This window comes from Skermanella stibiiresistens SB22, assembly GCF_000576635.1.
GTDB classification, from domain to species: domain Bacteria; phylum Pseudomonadota; class Alphaproteobacteria; order Azospirillales; family Azospirillaceae; genus Skermanella; species Skermanella stibiiresistens.
Genome location: NZ_AVFL01000028.1, coordinates 43,344 through 59,134, shown reverse-complemented (window position 1 = coordinate 59,134; position 15,791 = coordinate 43,344). Strand labels below are relative to the sequence as shown.

The window sequence follows — 15,791 nt, the reverse complement described above, 5'->3', positions numbered from 1 at the left end:
TAGCGCATATATCACACAATGTAATGGGAGAATGAGCCCCGGTCGTGAAAAAATACGTCGCGGATTTGGAATATCAGTCGGCGGGGCTGACCAGGTGATCGGCGATCGCCATCGCCAGCCGCTCGGCCACCGCCTCCTTCGACAGCGGTGGCCAGTCCTCCAGCGTGTCGCCGCGCAGCAGGTGGACCGTGTTGCTGGCCCCCCCAAAGGTCCCGCTGGAGGGGGAGACGTCGTTGGCGACGATCCAGTCGCAGCCCTTGCGCGCCAGCTTCGCGCGGGCGTGTCCGACGACCTTCTCGGTCTCGGCGGCGAACCCGACCACCAGCGCCGGCCGCATCCGACCCGGTCGCGACAGTGTCGCGAGGATGTCGGGATTCTCGGCCAATTCGAGAGTGGGCAGGTGGCCGCCATCCTTTTTCAGCTTCTGGCCCGCCATCGCCTTGACCCGCCAGTCGGCCACGGCTGCGGCGCAGACCGCGACATCGACCGGCAGCGCTTCCTGGCAGGCCGCCAGCATGTCGCGCGCGGTCTCGACATGGACCATGGTGACGCCAGCGGGGTCGGGTTGCGCCGTCGGCCCGCTGACCAGGGTGACCATGGCGCCCAGACGCGCCAGCGCCGCCGCGATGGCATGCCCCTGCTTGCCGGATGAGCGGTTGGCGATGTAGCGGACGGGATCGATCGGCTCATGGGTCGGCCCGCTCGTGACCAGCGTCCGCCAGCCGCTGAGCGGGCCGTCCATCTGGCCACTCATCTGGACGGTGGCGAGTCTTCCAGGGGCGGCCAGCGCCGGCAGCGGCGAGCCTTCGAGGAAGGTCGCGATGGCCGACAGGATCTCCATCGGTTCGCTCATCCGGCCGCTGCCGGTTTCGCCGCAGGCCATGTCGCCGACGCCGGGGCCGATCCGCGTGACGCCGCGCCGCTCCAGCGTCGCCATATTGGCCTGGGTCGCCGGGTGCGACCACATCATCAGGTTCATCGCCGGGGCGACCATGACCGGCTTGTCGGTCGCCAGCAGCGCGGTGGTCGCCAGATCGTCCGCCATCCCCGCCGCCATCTTCGCCAGGATATTGGCGCTGGCGGGAGCCACCACGATCAGGTCCGCCTCGCGCGACAGGCGGATATGCCCCATCTCCGCCTCGTCGGTCAGCGACCACAGCTCGGTGTAGACCTTCTCCTCCGACAGCGCCGCGACGGACAGCGGCGTCACGAACTTCGACCCGCCCTCCGTCAGCACGCAGCGCACCCGGGCACCCCGCTCCTTGAGCCGCCGGATCAGGTCCAGACACTTGTAGGCCGCGATACCGCCGCTGATGATCAGCAGGATGCGCTTGCCGTCGAGGACGCGATGTTCGGGAAAGGGAGCGTTGGCCATGGGGGATGTCCTGGAAGTCTGTCCGCACGCGGTCAGGTCGTGGCGTCGAACGTGGCGAGATGGCCGGACCAAGCGAGAATCTTCCGGTCCGCCGTCAACAGAGGGGCGTTTTCACTCAAGGCGGTCGCCACGATGATCCGATCGGCGGGATCAGGATGGAAGTCGAAAAGATGAGCCGCGGCCACCCCAATCCTGCCTGTCATGGGGATTTCCACCAAACCGATGGAGAGAACCGTCTCCCGCCATGCCGCGGTGTCGACCCTGTCCAGTATCTTACCACGCTGCGCCAGCATGGCGATTTCCCAAAACGAGATGGCGGATACCATCACGCGATTCGCCGAGAAGTGGTTCGCCGTCATTTGGCGGGCCTGGTCGCCCAGTCTCGACAAGCCTTCGAACAACCATACGAGGACGTGGGTGTCGAGCAACAACGAGGTCAAAGGAGAATGCCTTTGGCGGCGTTCCATTCAACATCCACCGGCGCTTCCAAATCCTCATCCCCAAGCGGCATCCGGCCTTTCAAGATGCCGAACAGCCGTTCCGGCGGCACGTGGGACGGTTTGAAGTCGGGTGGGGTGAATTCGGCCAAGACGCCATCATGATCGACCAGCCTGACACTGGCTCCCGCCTCCCGTGCCGTGGTCTCCGCGAGCAGCATCATGGCGCCGAGGGTGTCGCCGGGATTTCCCCGGATCTCGATCATGTCCAGCGCGTCGGTACCGGCGCTGGATCCCTCGTGGTCGATCGGCACGAGTTCCAGGAAGGGTTGTCCGCCAGTGGTGAGCACGACGGGCTCGCCCGTGCGGGCGATCTCCCGCACGAAATCGAGCACGGCGTCCTTGAGGTCCGATGCGCTGATCGTCTTCATCATATCGCTCCCGCCCACGCCAATGCCGTCGGCTGGTATCGCCGGCTGGCGATCATGCCATCAATCCGGGCTCGGCGCCAACACGCCGACGCCAGCCGTCACCAAGCGCTCACCCCACCACCAGCGCCAGCGCGGTCACCACCACGGCCGTCGCCAGCCACATCGACCACATCAGGCGCCTGCGCCGACGCACGGAACCCTCCAGCAGGGTTTCGATGGTCGCCGGGTGCAGCTTCAGGCCATTCTCGGTCAGCATGGTCGCCATCCGCTCGGTCTCGCGCAGCACGCGGGGCAGGGTGCGGAACGCGTTCATGATGGCTTCCAGCTCGTCCACCACGCGCGCTTCGGGTCCCCGGTGCTCGCGCATCCAGTCCTCGATCAGCGGACGGGCCAGCTCCCACATGTTGATGTCGGGATTCAAGGCGCGGCCGACGCCCTCCGCCGTCAGCATGCTCTTCTGAAGCAGCAGCAGCTGCGGCTGTGTCTCCATCTCGAACTGCTCGGTCACCGAGAGCAACTGGGCCAGCAGGCGGCCGATCGAGATCTCGTGCAGCGGCTTGTTCAGCAGCGGCTCGCCGATCGCCCGGCAGGCCTGGGTGAAGTTCTCGATGTTCTGGTGCGCCGGGACATAGCCGGCCTGGAAATGGACTTCCGCCACCCGGCGATAGTCGCCGTTGAGGAAGCCCAGCAGCATGTCGGCCAGATAATACCGGGTGGCGCGGTCCAGCCGGCCCATGATGCCGAAATCGACCGGCGCTATGTTGCCGTCCTCGTTGACGAACAGGTTGCCGGGGTGCAGGTCGGCGTGGAAGAAGCCGTCGCGGAACACCTGGTTGAAGAACGACGACGACGCCTGCGCCAGCACGTCGTCGGGATCGAACCCGGCGGCGCGGATGCGGTCGACCTCGTCCACCTTGATGCCGCGGATCCGCTCCAGCGTCAGCACCCGCTGGCTGGTGCGGTCCCAATTGACTTTCGGCACGTTGAAGGCGCTGTCGCCCTTGAAGTTGTCGGCCAGCTCGGACGCGGCCGACGCCTCCATCCGCAGGTCCATCTCCATCTTGACCGTGTCGGCGAAGATCTGCACCACCTCGCCCGGCCGCAGGCGTTTCAGCCGAGGCTGGATCGTCAGCGCCAGTTCGGACAGCCAGCGGAACAGGTCCAGGTCGCGGCGGAACGCCTGTTCTATCCCCGGCCGCAGCACCTTGACCGCGACCTCGCGGGCGCGGCGGTCCTCCGGGCTCTCGGGTCCCTGTTGGTCCAAGGGCCGCGCCACCACGGCGAAATGGACCTGGGCGATCGAGGCGGCGGCCACCGGCTGCGCGTCGAAGCTCTCGTACAGGACCTCGATCGGACGGCCCAACTCCGCCTCGATGATCCGGCGGGCCTCGGAGGTCGGGAACGGGGGCAGCTTGTCCTGCAACTCGGCCAAGTCGGCGGCGATCGCCTCGCCGACCAGATCGGAGCGGGTCGACAATATCTGCCCGAGCTTGATGAAGCTGGGGCCGAGATCGCGCAGCGCCGCCGCGAGACGTTGCCCCGGCCGTCCCGGCACCCCCTTGGCGGAGAGCAGGCGCGCGAAGCCCGCCAGACCCGGCGCCACGTCGCGCACCTCGTTGGGAAACAGCGCGTCGTGGCGGCCCAGCGTCCGCATGATCACGACGAGGCGGGCGAGATTGCGGATCGTGCGGATCATGGCGAATTTCTAACTTGCGGAGAACCGACTCGGGGGCGAACTGGGGATAAGGTCAGAGCCGCCAGCCAGAATGGATCGCGGCGACGCCGCCAGTCAGGTTGCGGTACCGGACCTGGCCGAAGCCGGCCGCCTCGATCCTGCCCACCAGGCTTTGCTGGTCGGGAAACTGGCGGATGCTCTCCACCAAGTACTGATAGGCCTCGCGATCCCCCGCGACCATCTGGCCCAGACGGGGCAGCACGGTGAAGGAATAGCGGTCGTAGATGTCGCGCAGCACCGGCAGCACGACCCGGCTGAACTCCAGGCAGAAGAACCGGCCGCCCGGCTTCAGCACGCGGCGGGCCTCCGCCAGCGCGGCGTCGATCCGCGTCACGTTCCGAAGGCCGAAGGCGATGGTGTAGACGTCGACCGACCGGCTTTTCAACGGCACCTTCTCGGCGTCGCCGACGATCCAGTCGACGCCCTCGACCACGCCCCGGTCGATCGCCCGGTCGCGGCCGACCAGGATCATCTTCTCGTTGATGTCGCAGACGAAGGCCTGGGCGGGGCCACCCGCCGCCTCCAGGAAGCGGAACGAGATGTCGCCGGTGCCGCCGGCCACGTCCAGCAGGGTCATGCCCGGCTTGGGCTGGATGAGATCGATCAGGGTCGTCTTCCACAGCCGGTGGATTCCGCCCGACATCAGGTCGTTCATCAGGTCGTAGTTGCCGGCGACGCTGTCGAACACCTGGCGCACCATCGGCGCCTTGGTGCCGGGATCGACCTCGCGGAAGCCGAACCAACGCGATTCCGGCCCCTCGACGCGATCGGCGGGCGAGGAGGCCCCGGGAGTCGGGGCGGGGGAGGACGGGGGGCGCGTCGCCGCGCTGGGAATCGGATCATCGGCCATGGTCCGCAACATAGCGGCTCGACCGTGCCCTTGCCAGTTGCGACGATCCGTTTTCCGAGCGGTTTCCCCCGGTGGAAGCCATCGCGGCGCTTTTTGTCGCGCCTCGAACCGGTTATGGTCCGGCCATGCCCGAACTTCCCGAAGTCGAAACGGTCTGCCGCGGCCTCGCGCTCAAGATGGAGGGCCGAGTGCTCGCAAAGGTCGAGCAACGCCGCCCCAACCTCCGCATCCCGTTCCCGAACCGGATGGTCGAGCGGTTGACCGGCCGCCGGGTGCTCACCATCCGGCGCCGCGCCAAATACATCCTGATCCACCTGGACGATGGCCAGGTGCTGATCGTCCATCTCGGCATGTCCGGCAGGATGACCATCGGCCGCGACCTGGGGCCGCCGACGGCGCATGACCATGTCCTGCTGACGACCGACGACGGGTCCGACATCCGATTCAACGACGCCCGCCGATTCGGCCTGATGGCGCTGACCACGGCGGAGGAGCTGGAGCGCCATCCCCTGCTGGCCTCGCTGGGACCGGAACCGCTGGGCAACCAATTCGACGCCGAGACCCTGTCGCGGGCGATCAAGTCCAAGATCACGCCGATCAAGTCGGCCCTGCTCGACCAGACCGTGGTGGCGGGGCTCGGCAACATCTATGTGTGCGAGGCGCTGTTCCAGGCCGGCATCAGCCCGAAGCGGATCGCCGCGACGGTGGCCGGGCGCCGGGCCGAGCGGCTGGTGCCCGCGATCCGGGAGATCCTGGGCCGGGCGATCGAGGCCGGCGGCTCGACGCTCCGCGACTATGTCCAGGCATCCGGCGAGCTGGGGTATTTCCAGCACCAGTTCGCGGTCTACGACCGCGAGGGCGAGGCCTGTCCCGGCTGCACCTGCGACATAACCACCACCGGCGGGATCGAGCGGATCGTCCAGGCGAACCGCTCGACTTTCCATTGTCCGCGGCGGCAGCGCTGATGTATCAGCTTTCGACCCTGTGGCGCGCACCGGCGCTGGCGGCACCGTGATGGTCCGGGTCACGCCAAATCCGCGATAACCTTCCGAAGGCCAATTACCGGGACGAAACCCTGGAGGCCGAAATCTTGGGGAGCGATAGTCATGCCTTACGAGAACATCCTGGTCGAAACCCGCGGGCACGTCGGGCTCATCACGCTGAACCGGCCGAAGGCGCTCAACGCCCTGTCCGACGCGCTGGTGACCGAGCTGGCCGCCGCGATCGACGCCTTCGAGGCGGATGACGAGATCGGCTGCATGGTCCTGACCGGCAGCGAGCGGGCGTTCGCCGCCGGCGCGGATATCAAGGAGATGGCGTCCAAGAGCTACATGGACGTCTTCCTGTCGGACTTCATCACCAAGAAGTGGGGCAGGGCCGCCACCGCGCGGAAGCCGATCATCGCGGCGGTCGCCGGCTACGCGCTGGGCGGCGGCTGCGAACTGGCCATGATGTGCGATTTCATCCTGGCGGCCGACACCGCCAAGTTCGGCCAGCCCGAGATCACCATCGGCACCATCCCCGGCGCTGGCGGAACCCAGCGCCTGACCCGGTTCGTCGGCAAGTCGAAGGCGATGGAGATGGTCCTGACCGGCCGCACCATCGACGCCGCCGAGGCCGAGCGCAGCGGTCTGGTCAGCAGGATCGTGCCGGCGGCCGACCTGGTGGACGAGGCGCTGAAGGTCGCCGCCCGGATCGCGTCGCTGTCGCGTCCGATCGTCATGATGGCGAAGGAGTCGGTCAACCGAGCCTACGAGACCACCCTGGACGAGGGCATCCGGGTCGAGCGCCGGTTGTTCCATTCCACCTTCGCCACCGAGGACCAGAAGGAAGGCATGGCCGCCTTCGCCGAGAAGCGCGAAGCCAACTTCAAGAATCGCTGAAGCTGTCCCGAGTCGCGCTTCTTGTCCGATTCTTCGGTCCCCTCGGGTTGGGCCCATCACGGCGGCGGGAGAAAACGCATTCCTCCCGCCGCCACTCTCGGACTTGACTCTCAATTGGCGCGCCCCCTATAAAGCGCGCTCGCATTCGGCACAGGTGTGTCCGCAGAAGGTTTAGTTATGGCCAATCATACGTCCGCAGAAAAAAGAATCCGTCAGACCGAGCGGCGCACCGCCGTCAACCGCGCCCGGGTCAGCCGCATCCGCACCTTCGTCAAGAAGGTCGAGACCGCCATCGCGACCGGCGACAAGTCCGCCGCCGCCGAGGCCTTCAAGGAAGCGCAGCCCGAGATGATGCGTGGTGTGTCGAAGGGTGTGCTGCATCGCAACACCGTTTCGCGCAAGCTGTCGCGGCTGTCTTCCCGCATCAAGGCTCTCTAAGCCTCCTTGCGGCGAGATCAAGCCGCGCCGCTATCCGGCGCGGCTTTTTTGTTCCTGGGTCTCCTATTATTCCTGCCGCTCGACGTTAATCCCGTCGAGCCCATAAACATGCATACGTCGCATGGGTGCGGGAATAATTACTTCGAGACCGAAATTTGCTTTTTCGGCCGTTCCCTTTTCGATCCTGTTGTCAGCAAGACGGCAGACCATTAACATTTGTGGATGCGCTGACCAGTGACGCGCCGGGCCAAGTAAAAGCCTGGGGTTGTATGGTGGGGCGCATACCAGAAATGGAAATTGGATGGGTGGCGGAAGAACTTTCAGAAGTATCTTTCCCGGCATCCGGTTACACTAAAACATGAAATCGAATAGCGGCGAAGGGGTTCAACCTTTGCCGGCAGGGAGCGGTATTGCCCATTTTCATGGTGTCGACCCGGAGCTTTCCGTCTCCAGGAACCTTGTCCGCGACCGGACGCGTTCCCAGGGAGCGGAGGTGCCGCGCGCCATATTTCCCGCGTCCCTGTGACCCCGCAGCCGATTTGGCGGATGGGGTGTTGTCATACGGTGTTTGGAATGGGGCCGGTCACCGCCGTGCGGGACCGATGGAATTTGGTGTCAGGAGCTGATGGGCATGTCGGTGGGCGGTTCGTTGGATCAGCAATGGGTGCGCGTGAGCGGTCGGCTCAAGGAAGAGGTTGGCGAAACCGCGTATAGGAGCTGGCTTAAACCGCTGACGATCGGCGAGTTGAAGGGCGGCGAGGTGCGCATCACCGTGCCGACCCGGTTCATGCGCGACTGGGTGCAGACCCACTACGCCGACAGGATCAGGGCGATCTGGTCGGGCGAGAACCCCCGCGTGCAGTCGGTCGACATCGTGGTGGCCCAGGCCCGGCTCGATGTCGGCGCCTCCGCCAACGACGATGCCGACATCGTCGAGTCGCCGATGCCCTCCGACGAGATCGAGGAGGAGCGCCCCACCTCCGGCGCCCAGCTCGGCATCGACGGCCGCGACGAGCACTTCGCCCATCTGGACCCGCGCTTCACCTTCGAGAACTTCGTCGTCGGCAAGCCGAACGAGCTGGCGCACGCCGCCGCCCGCCGGGTGACCGACGCCGCGACCGTCACTTTCAACCCGCTGTTCCTCTATGGCGGGGTCGGTCTCGGCAAGACCCACCTGATGCACGCCATCGCCTGGCAGATCCGCAAGAAGGACCCCAACCGCCGGGTGCTGTACCTGTCGGCCGAGAAGTTCATGTACCAGTTCATCCGGGCGCTCCGGTTCAAGGACACCATGGCTTTCAAGGAGCAGTTCCGTTCGGTCGACGTCCTGATGATCGACGACGTGCAGTTCATCAGCGGCAAGGACAGCACCCAGGAGGAGTTCTTCCACACCTTCAACGCCCTAGTGGACCAGAACCGGCAGGTCGTGATCTCCGCCGACAAGTCGCCGTCCGACCTGGAGGGCATGGAGGAGCGGCTGCGCTCGCGGCTGGGCTGGGGTTTGGTCGCCGACATCCATCCGACCACCTACGAGCTGCGGCTGGGCATCCTCCAGGCCAAGGCCGAGTCGATGAACGTCCAGATCAATTCCAAGGTCCTGGAGTTCCTGGCCCACAAGATCACCTCCAACGTCCGCGAGCTGGAAGGCGCGCTGAACCGCATCGTCGCCCACGCCGAACTGGTCGGACGCGCCATCACGCTGGAATCGACCCAGGAGGTCCTGCACGACCTGCTCAGGGCCAATGACCGGCGCGTGACGATCGACGAGATCCAGAAGAAGGTCGCGGAGCACTACAACATCCGGCTGGCCGACATGCATTCCGCCCGGCGCGCCCGCGCCGTCGCCCGGCCGCGGCAGGTCGCCATGTACCTCGCCAAGCAGCTCACCGCTCGCTCCCTTCCGGAGATCGGCCGCAAGTTCGGCGGCCGCGACCACACCACGGTGATGCACGCCGTCCGCAAGGTCGAGGAGTTGAAGACCAGCGACCAGAGCTTCGCCGAGGACGTCGAGCTGCTGCGCCGCATGCTGGAGGGCTGAGAGCCGCCGGAACGCTCTGGACAACCCGGTATCATACGGAAATTCCGTTCGGAATCGGTTAGCATTTCGCGCGCGTGTGCTATAGTCGCCGCCCGTTTCGCGGCATCCCGAGGGGTGTCCGCGCGGCGGGGCACACCTGTCGGGCCCGGCCTGAAGACCCTCGAGATCAGCAGCGGATCAGCATGAAAATCACGATCGAACGCGCCGCCCTCCTCCGCTCGCTCGGGCATGTTCAAAGCGTGGTGGAACGCCGGAACACGATCCCGATCCTGTCCAACGTCATGCTGAAGGCCGAGAACGGCGAACTGGCGCTGACCGCGACCGACATGGACCTGGAGATCGTCGAGTCCGTGCCCGCCGAGATCGCCCAGGGGGGATCGACCACCGCTCCGGCCCACACCCTCTACGACATCGTCCGCAAGCTGCCCGACGGCAGCCAGGTCGAGTTGGACAGCTCTGGCGACAATGGGTTGCTGACGCTGCGGTCCGGCCGGTCCAACTTCAAGCTGGGCTGCCTGCCGGTCGAGGACTTTCCCCAGATGTCCGGCGGCGACATGGCGCACCGCTTCACGCTGGCCGCCTCCGACCTCCGCAATCTGGTGGACCGCACGCGCTTCGCGATCTCGACCGAGGAGACGCGGTATTACCTCAACGGCATCTATCTGCACGCCACCAAGTCACGCGCCGGCGAGGCCGAGATGCCGGTGCTGCGCGCGGTCGCGACCGACGGCCACCGGCTGGCGCGGGTCGAGATCCCGCTGCCCTACGGCGCCTCCGGCATCCCCGGCGTGATCGTGCCGCGCAAGACCGTGCTGGAGATCCGCAAGCTGATCGACGAGGCGGCCGACCGGATCGAGGTCAGCCTATCCGAGACCAAGATCCGCTTCGGCTTCGATACGGTGACGGTGACCTCCAAGCTGATCGACGGCACCTTCCCCGATTACGAGCGGGTGATTCCGACCGGCAACGACAAGGTGCTGGAGGTCGACAGCCGCGTCTTCGCCAGCGCCGTGGACCGGGTCGCCACGATCTCGACCGAGAAGAGCAGGGCGGTCAAGCTGAGCATCGACCGCGGCAACCTGACGCTGTCGGCGACCAGCCCCGAGGCCGGCAGCGCCACCGAGGAACTGGAGGTGAGTTATGACAGCTCACCCCTCGAAATCGGCTTCAACTCTCGCTATCTATTGGACATCACCCAGCAGATCGAGGGTGACGGCGCGCGGTTCATCATGGCCGACGCGGCGTCCCCCACGATCGTCCGGGACGTGGCCGACAGTTCGGCCTTGTATGTTTTGATGCCGATGCGCGTTTGACGCGGCCTCTCGCACAGGCGCGTGGAACGCGTCGCCGCGCGCGAGCCGCGGCCCCCGTGGCATGGCCGGGTCTGGGCCACGCCGCGGGAGGGGCTGGAGTATCGATGCCGCTTCCGACACCAATCCAAACGCCCCCGCTGGAAAACCCACCGGTCGTGGAAAACTCGCCGGTCAAGGTCGCGGCTCCCAAGCTCGCGGTCACCCGCCTGACCCTGACCCAGTTCCGCTGCTATGACGGCGCGCGGCTCAACACCGACGCGCGCCCCGTCGTGCTGACGGGTCCGAACGGCGCCGGCAAGACCAACCTGCTGGAGGCGGTCAGCTTCCTCTCGCCCGGCCGCGGCCTGCGCCGCGCGCGTCTGGCGGAGGTCGAACGGATCGGCTCGCCGGCTGGTGCCGGCTGGGCGGTCGCGGCTAGGGTCGAGACGCCGCTCGGTCCGGTCGACATCGGCACCGGCCGCGACATGACCACCGACGGGACGTCTGAGCGCCGTCTCGTCCGGATCGACGGCCATCCCGTCCGGGGGCAGGTGGCGCTGGCCGAGCATGTGGCGCTGACGTGGCTGACGCCGCAGATGGACCGCCTGTTCGTGGAAGGGACCAGCGGACGGCGCCGCTTCCTCGACCGGTTGGTGTTCGGCTTCGACCCGGCCCACGCCGGTCGGCTCAGCCGCTACGAGCACGCGCTGCGCGAACGGAGCCGCCTGCTGCGCGACGGGCGCGGCGACGACGCCTGGCTGTCGGCGCTGGAGGACGAGATGGCGACATCGGGCGTCGCTGTCGCCGCCGCGCGGCGCGACATGGTGTCCCGGCTCCAGCAGGCGTGCGAGCAGGCGACGGGACCGTTCCCGCGCGCCGACCTCGCCGTCTCCGGAACGGTTGAGGACTGGCTGGCCGATCAGCCGGCGCTCGCCGCCGAGGACGCGCTCCGCCGCCGACTGGCCGACGGGCGCCGGTTCGACGGGGGATCGGGCTCCGCTGGCGAGGGTGGCGGCGGCACCATCGGGCCGCATCGCAGCGACCTGGAGGTCCGCCACCGCGGCAAGGACATGCCGGCGGAGGTCTGTTCGACCGGTGAGCAGAAGGCCCTGCTGATCGCCATCGTCCTGGCCAACGCCCGGCTGATGGCGGCCGAGCGCGGCCAACCTCCCCTGCTGCTGCTGGACGAGGTCGCGGCCCACCTGGACGCCGAGCGGCGCGCGGCCCTGTTCGGCGAGATCCTCGCGATCGGCGCCCAGGCGTGGCTGACTGGCACCGATGTCGGGATGTTCGCCGGGTTGGGCGACGCCGCCAACTTCTTCCGGGTGGAGGACGCGCATGTTCTACCGGCTTAGACCTCCCCGTATCGAGACCCGTCCAAATCACCTTCCGATCAGCGCCGTGGGGATTAATCCACCGGCATGTAACCCGAAACTCTGATAGTATCGACCGATGGCACAGGAAGCTTTCAAGACCCCCGACTCCGCACCGCAGGAATACGGCGCCCACTCCATCAAGGTGTTGAAGGGGCTGGACGCGGTGCGCAAGCGCCCTGGCATGTATATCGGCGACACCGATGACGGCTCGGGCCTGCACCACATGGTCTATGAGGTCGTCGACAACGCGATCGACGAGTCGCTGGCGGGCTATTGCGACAAGGTCGAGGTGCTGCTCAACGCCGACGGATCGGTCACGGTCCGCGACAATGGGCGCGGCATCCCGGTCGACATGCACGAGGAGGAGGGGGTCTCGGCCGCCGAGGTCATCATGACCCAGCTCCACGCCGGCGGTAAGTTCGACCAGAACTCCTACAAGGTCTCGGGCGGGTTGCACGGCGTCGGCGTCTCGGTCGTCAACGCCCTGTCGGAACTGCTCAGCCTGCGCATCTGGCGCGGCGGCCGGATCTGGGAGATGGATTTCCGCCACGGCGATCGGGTCGAGCCGCTGAAGGAGGTGGGCGAGGCGCCGCTGGTCGATGGCAAGCCGCTGACCGGCACCGAGGTCACCTTCCTGCCAGCCAAGTCGACCTTCACCAAGGTCGATTTCGATTTCGGCACGCTGGAGCACCGGCTGCGCGAACTGGCCTTCCTCAATTCCGGCGTCTACCTGCAATTGATCGACGCCCGCGGCGTCGAGCCCAAGGTGGTCGACCTGCACTACGAGGGTGGGCTGGAGGCGTTCGTCCAGTATCTCGACCGCTCCAAGGCTCCCCTGCACAAGCCGGCGATCGCCCTGACGGCGGTCCGCTCCAGCGAGCTTGGCGGCGAGATCACGGTCGAGGCGGCGTTGCAGTGGAACGACAGCTATCACGAGACGATGCTGTGCTTCACCAACAACATCCCGCAGCGTGACGGCGGCACCCATTTGGCCGGTTTCCGCGGCGCGCTGACCCGCACCCTGAACAACTACGCCACCGCCTCCGGCATCGCCAAGAAGGAGAAGGTGACCCTGACCGGCGACGACATGCGCGAAGGTTTGACCTGCGTGCTGTCGGTCAAGGTGCCCGACCCGAAGTTCTCCAGCCAGACCAAGGACAAGCTGGTCTCGTCGGAGGTCCGTCCGGTCGTCGAATCCGCGATCACCGAGGCGCTGACCACCTGGTTGGAGGAACACCCGCAGGAGGCCAAGCGGATCACCGCCAAGGTGGTCGAGGCCGCGGCCGCCCGCGAGGCCGCCCGCAAGGCGCGCGAGTTGACGAGGCGGAAGGGCGCCTTGGACATCACGTCGCTGCCGGGCAAGCTGGCCGACTGCCAGGAACGCGACCCGGCGCTGTCCGAACTATTCATCGTCGAGGGTGACTCGGCCGGTGGCTCCGCCAAGCAGGGCCGCTCGCGCCAGTATCAGGCGATCCTGCCGCTGCGCGGCAAGATCCTCAACGTCGAGCGGGCGCGCTTCGACAAGATGCTGGGTTCGGCCGAGATCGGCACGCTGATCGCGGCGCTCGGCACCGGCATCGGCCGGGAGGAGTTCGACGTCGCCAAGACGCGCTATCACAAGATCATCATCATGACCGACGCCGATGTGGACGGCTCCCACATCCGCACGCTGCTGCTGACCTTCTTCTACCGCCAGATGCCGCAGGTGATCGAGAAGGGCTACCTGTACATCGCCCAGCCGCCGCTCTACCGGATCAAGCGCGGCAACGCGCGCGAGCGGTACCTGAAGGACGACAAGGCGCTGGAGGATTACCTGACCGACGAGGGCATCGACGACGTGATCTTCAGCCCGTCCTCGGACGGCGTGATGATCGTCGGCGAGCGCCTCAAGTCCCTGGTCGAGCAGGCCCGCGTCGCCCGAAGCTCCCTGGAGACGCTGACCCGCAAGGCCGGCAGCCTGCGCGTGGTCGAGCAGACCGCCATCGCCGGCGCCTTCGATCTGGCGATCCTCAACGAGCCCGAGCGCGCGGCGGCCATGGTCGCCGAGATCGCGGCCCGCCTCAACGCCCTGTCCGACAGCGACGGCATGACCGGCGGCGGCTGGCAGGGGAGCGCCACCCAGGACGCGCTGGTGATTTCCCGCACCCGCCGCGGTGTCACCCACCGCCACGTAATGGACCGCGACCTACTGCGCAGCGTCGAGGCCCGCACGCTCAACGGCATGGCGGCCTCGCTCAAGACCAACTACGCCGGCATCGGCCGCCTCGTCCACAAGGACAAGGAACTCCGCCCGATCACCGGCCCGTTGGCCCTGCTCGACGCCATCATGGAACTGGGCCGCCACGGCGTCACGATCCAGCGCTACAAGGGCTTGGGCGAGATGAACCCCGAACAGCTGTGGGAAACCACCCTCGACCCGACCAAGCGCTCGCTCCTGCAAGTCAGGGTCAATCACGCCGACGAGGCCGAGGAGGTCTTCAGCACCCTGATGGGCGACATCGTCGAGCCACGGCGCGAGTTCATCCAGGACAACGCGCTGAAGGTGGCGAACCTGGACGTTTAGGGCGCGACAAAAATGTCGCGTGACGCATAACCTGCGAAAAGTGACGCATAAGATGCGAATTCAACAAGGTTCGCGTTTTATGTGTCGATTTTACTACCCTAAGTTACGTGGACTTGTTGGGATGGTTGTGCCCGTCGCATTGCAAGCCCGTATCGCCGACCGCTCAAACCCATCGTTGAATTGGAGCGGTGTCCGATCAGCTTGACTCGGCCGGAACAGGCGGGGCAATGCGTTGGGCCACGGCCAAACCTACGATCGACGGGTCGGACACCTCCGTCCTGCATCAAGCCGTAGGTTTGGCTGTCGCCCAACATATCACTATGAGTGGAACGGCAGGCTGATCCACGGTTCGCACAAGGGACTCGTCATTCCGCCGCGAAGTCGGGAATCCCTTGCCTCATAACTTCCTCAACGACCGTTTGGTATCGCTGTGGCTTATCGCCTCCACGGGGCCGCCTCAGCACCTTCACCTCACCGGTTTCTTCATAGGAGGCGATACCGACCGTCAGTAGTCCCAACCGATTCAGATCCTGGGAAATGCGCTCCAGGGACCACTTCTCAGGATTGGCGATGTACAGCCAGAGGTGTCGGAAAAAGCTGGCGCGATAATCAACCTTGGACAACAATTCCTGATAGTCATCCTCAGCTTTAGGCGGTATTCCGTGAAGAACGACAAAGCCGTCCACGAAGCTTAGGCCGAGGCCCTGCCAGGTCAGGGCAGTGACATCGATGTTAACCAAACTGAACCGGTAGCGCCTGTAGTAGAATCGGACGTCCTCGTTGCCATAGAGAACGGCAGCGCTTCCCTCGAGAGCGGCGACCTTCTGATCCAACTCACGCCGTGCATCGCCGACCGACTTGAAGCTGACAACCTTCCCCTCGGGCTGCCGATTCAGGAGATCCTTATACTCCTCACGGACTCTGCTGGTCGACAGCTTGCCTACCAACATCCGGCGAATGAGGGCGAGCCCCTCGGCCGCGTCGAGCTTGTAGGCGCGCGTAGCCACTTCGGCCGGTGCGAAGGGGCCGATCCGCGCGGCGAGACACCCTGCTGACCGAGGTTTCGAGCCAAGGACATCCTGCAGTTCACTGCGGTGCTTCTGCTCAATCTCCGCAAGCGCCCGGAACGTCGTGACATAACGTTGGAGAAGGTTCCTTCCGTAACCCGTGCTCTCTTCAATTGTGGCCCACATGACCTCCTTGCTCGGATAACGAGAGCGCCACGCCTTCGGATCAGCAATTTCGGCTGCGTCGGCTGCAACCATGTACCAGGAAAGCCTCCGCTCCTTCGCCTTGTGGATGCCTTCGAAAACCTTGTCGAGCGTCTCAGCCATATCCGGATTACCGATAAATCTATTAAACGCTGCTCGTCT

At 66.0% G+C, this 15,791-nt stretch carries 13 protein-coding genes; 7 read left to right on the top strand and 6 right to left on the bottom strand.

The window, feature by feature from the left end; translation table 11 throughout:
• Window positions 1–73 precede the first annotated feature (73 nt).
• The 5 genes from N825_RS27905 to ubiE all read right to left on the bottom strand — a co-directional run bounded on the left by N825_RS27905 (window position 74) and on the right by ubiE (window position 4,828).
• Window positions 74–1,375: a bifunctional phosphopantothenoylcysteine decarboxylase/phosphopantothenate synthase gene (locus N825_RS27905; protein ID WP_037459205.1), complete on the bottom strand. Its 1,302-nt coding sequence runs from the start codon at window positions 1,373–1,375 to the stop codon at window positions 74–76.
• A gap of 32 nt (window positions 1,376–1,407) precedes the next feature.
• The gene (locus tag N825_RS27900) at window positions 1,408–1,842 is read right to left on the bottom strand and encodes a type II toxin-antitoxin system VapC family toxin (RefSeq protein ID WP_051513333.1); all 435 of its coding nucleotides are present in this window, start codon (window positions 1,840–1,842) and stop codon (window positions 1,408–1,410) included.
• Window positions 1,812–2,243, bottom strand: coding sequence for a type II toxin-antitoxin system Phd/YefM family antitoxin (locus tag N825_RS27895; RefSeq protein ID WP_157619585.1), 432 nt, complete (start codon window positions 2,241–2,243; stop codon window positions 1,812–1,814). The genes N825_RS27900 and N825_RS27895 overlap by 31 nt, the downstream gene beginning before the upstream one ends.
• A 109-nt stretch (window positions 2,244–2,352) precedes the next feature.
• Window positions 2,353–3,939, bottom strand: a complete 1,587-nt coding sequence (ubiB, locus tag N825_RS27890; RefSeq protein WP_037459202.1) for a 2-polyprenylphenol 6-hydroxylase — start codon at window positions 3,937–3,939, stop codon at window positions 2,353–2,355.
• A 52-nt stretch (window positions 3,940–3,991) separates the two neighbouring features.
• Window positions 3,992–4,828 (bottom strand): bifunctional demethylmenaquinone methyltransferase/2-methoxy-6-polyprenyl-1,4-benzoquinol methylase UbiE, encoded by an 837-nt coding sequence (gene ubiE, locus N825_RS27885; RefSeq protein WP_245613254.1) that lies wholly within the window; start codon window positions 4,826–4,828, stop codon window positions 3,992–3,994.
• A 125-nt stretch (window positions 4,829–4,953) separates the two neighbouring features.
• On the opposite strand from ubiE, the gene mutM reads away from it, so the two are divergent.
• The 7 genes from mutM (at window position 4,954) to gyrB (ending at window position 14,418) form a co-directional block, all read left to right on the top strand.
• Window positions 4,954–5,793: a bifunctional DNA-formamidopyrimidine glycosylase/DNA-(apurinic or apyrimidinic site) lyase gene (mutM, locus tag N825_RS27880; protein ID WP_037459251.1), complete on the top strand. Its 840-nt coding sequence runs from the start codon at window positions 4,954–4,956 to the stop codon at window positions 5,791–5,793.
• Window positions 5,794–5,934: 141 nt separating this feature from the next.
• A complete protein-coding gene (locus N825_RS27875; protein ID WP_037459199.1) occupies window positions 5,935–6,711 on the top strand; it encodes an enoyl-CoA hydratase in 777 nt (258 codons plus the stop codon).
• Window positions 6,712–6,888: 177 nt separating this feature from the next.
• Window positions 6,889–7,149 carry a 30S ribosomal protein S20 gene (rpsT, locus tag N825_RS27870; protein WP_037459198.1) on the top strand — a complete coding sequence of 87 codons (261 nt, stop codon included), beginning with the start codon at window positions 6,889–6,891 and terminating at the stop codon, window positions 7,147–7,149.
• Between the two features lie 631 nt (window positions 7,150–7,780).
• Window positions 7,781–9,187, top strand: coding sequence for a chromosomal replication initiator protein DnaA (gene dnaA, locus N825_RS27865; protein WP_037459248.1), 1,407 nt, complete (start codon window positions 7,781–7,783; stop codon window positions 9,185–9,187).
• A 182-nt stretch (window positions 9,188–9,369) separates the two neighbouring features.
• Window positions 9,370–10,500: a DNA polymerase III subunit beta gene (dnaN, locus tag N825_RS27860; protein WP_037459196.1), complete on the top strand. Its 1,131-nt coding sequence runs from the start codon at window positions 9,370–9,372 to the stop codon at window positions 10,498–10,500.
• Between the two features lie 104 nt (window positions 10,501–10,604).
• Window positions 10,605–11,834, top strand: coding sequence for a DNA replication/repair protein RecF (gene recF, locus N825_RS27850; RefSeq protein WP_084165126.1), 1,230 nt, complete (start codon window positions 10,605–10,607; stop codon window positions 11,832–11,834).
• 97 nt (window positions 11,835–11,931) lie between these two features.
• On the top strand, window positions 11,932–14,418 hold the full coding sequence (gyrB, locus tag N825_RS27845) for a DNA topoisomerase (ATP-hydrolyzing) subunit B (protein ID WP_051513331.1): 2,487 nt from the start codon (window positions 11,932–11,934) through the stop codon (window positions 14,416–14,418).
• 365 nt (window positions 14,419–14,783) lie between these two features.
• Here the strand turns inward: gyrB and N825_RS27840 are convergent, their stop codons facing one another.
• Complete coding sequence (locus N825_RS27840) at window positions 14,784–15,752, bottom strand: hypothetical protein (protein ID WP_037459191.1); 969 nt, start codon at window positions 15,750–15,752, stop codon at window positions 14,784–14,786.
• Window positions 15,753–15,791 lie beyond the last annotated feature (39 nt).

Coding starts and splice junctions, on each gene's coding strand:
- N825_RS27905 (WP_037459205.1), bottom strand. CDS start 1,375: ATGGCCAACGCTCCCTTTCCCGAACATCGCGTCCTCGACGGCAAGCGC.
- N825_RS27900 (WP_051513333.1), bottom strand. CDS start 1,842: ATGGAACGCCGCCAAAGGCATTCTCCTTTGACCTCGTTGTTGCTCGAC.
- N825_RS27895 (WP_157619585.1), bottom strand. CDS start 2,243: ATGAAGACGATCAGCGCATCGGACCTCAAGGACGCCGTGCTCGATTTC.
- ubiB (WP_037459202.1), bottom strand. CDS start 3,939: ATGATCCGCACGATCCGCAATCTCGCCCGCCTCGTCGTGATCATGCGG.
- ubiE (WP_245613254.1), bottom strand. CDS start 4,828: ATGGCCGATGATCCGATTCCCAGCGCGGCGACGCGCCCCCCGTCCTCC.
- mutM (WP_037459251.1), top strand. CDS start 4,954: ATGCCCGAACTTCCCGAAGTCGAAACGGTCTGCCGCGGCCTCGCGCTC.
- N825_RS27875 (WP_037459199.1), top strand. CDS start 5,935: ATGCCTTACGAGAACATCCTGGTCGAAACCCGCGGGCACGTCGGGCTC.
- rpsT (WP_037459198.1), top strand. CDS start 6,889: ATGGCCAATCATACGTCCGCAGAAAAAAGAATCCGTCAGACCGAGCGG.
- dnaA (WP_037459248.1), top strand. CDS start 7,781: ATGTCGGTGGGCGGTTCGTTGGATCAGCAATGGGTGCGCGTGAGCGGT.
- dnaN (WP_037459196.1), top strand. CDS start 9,370: ATGAAAATCACGATCGAACGCGCCGCCCTCCTCCGCTCGCTCGGGCAT.
- recF (WP_084165126.1), top strand. CDS start 10,605: ATGCCGCTTCCGACACCAATCCAAACGCCCCCGCTGGAAAACCCACCG.
- gyrB (WP_051513331.1), top strand. CDS start 11,932: ATGGCACAGGAAGCTTTCAAGACCCCCGACTCCGCACCGCAGGAATAC.
- N825_RS27840 (WP_037459191.1), bottom strand. CDS start 15,752: ATGGCTGAGACGCTCGACAAGGTTTTCGAAGGCATCCACAAGGCGAAG.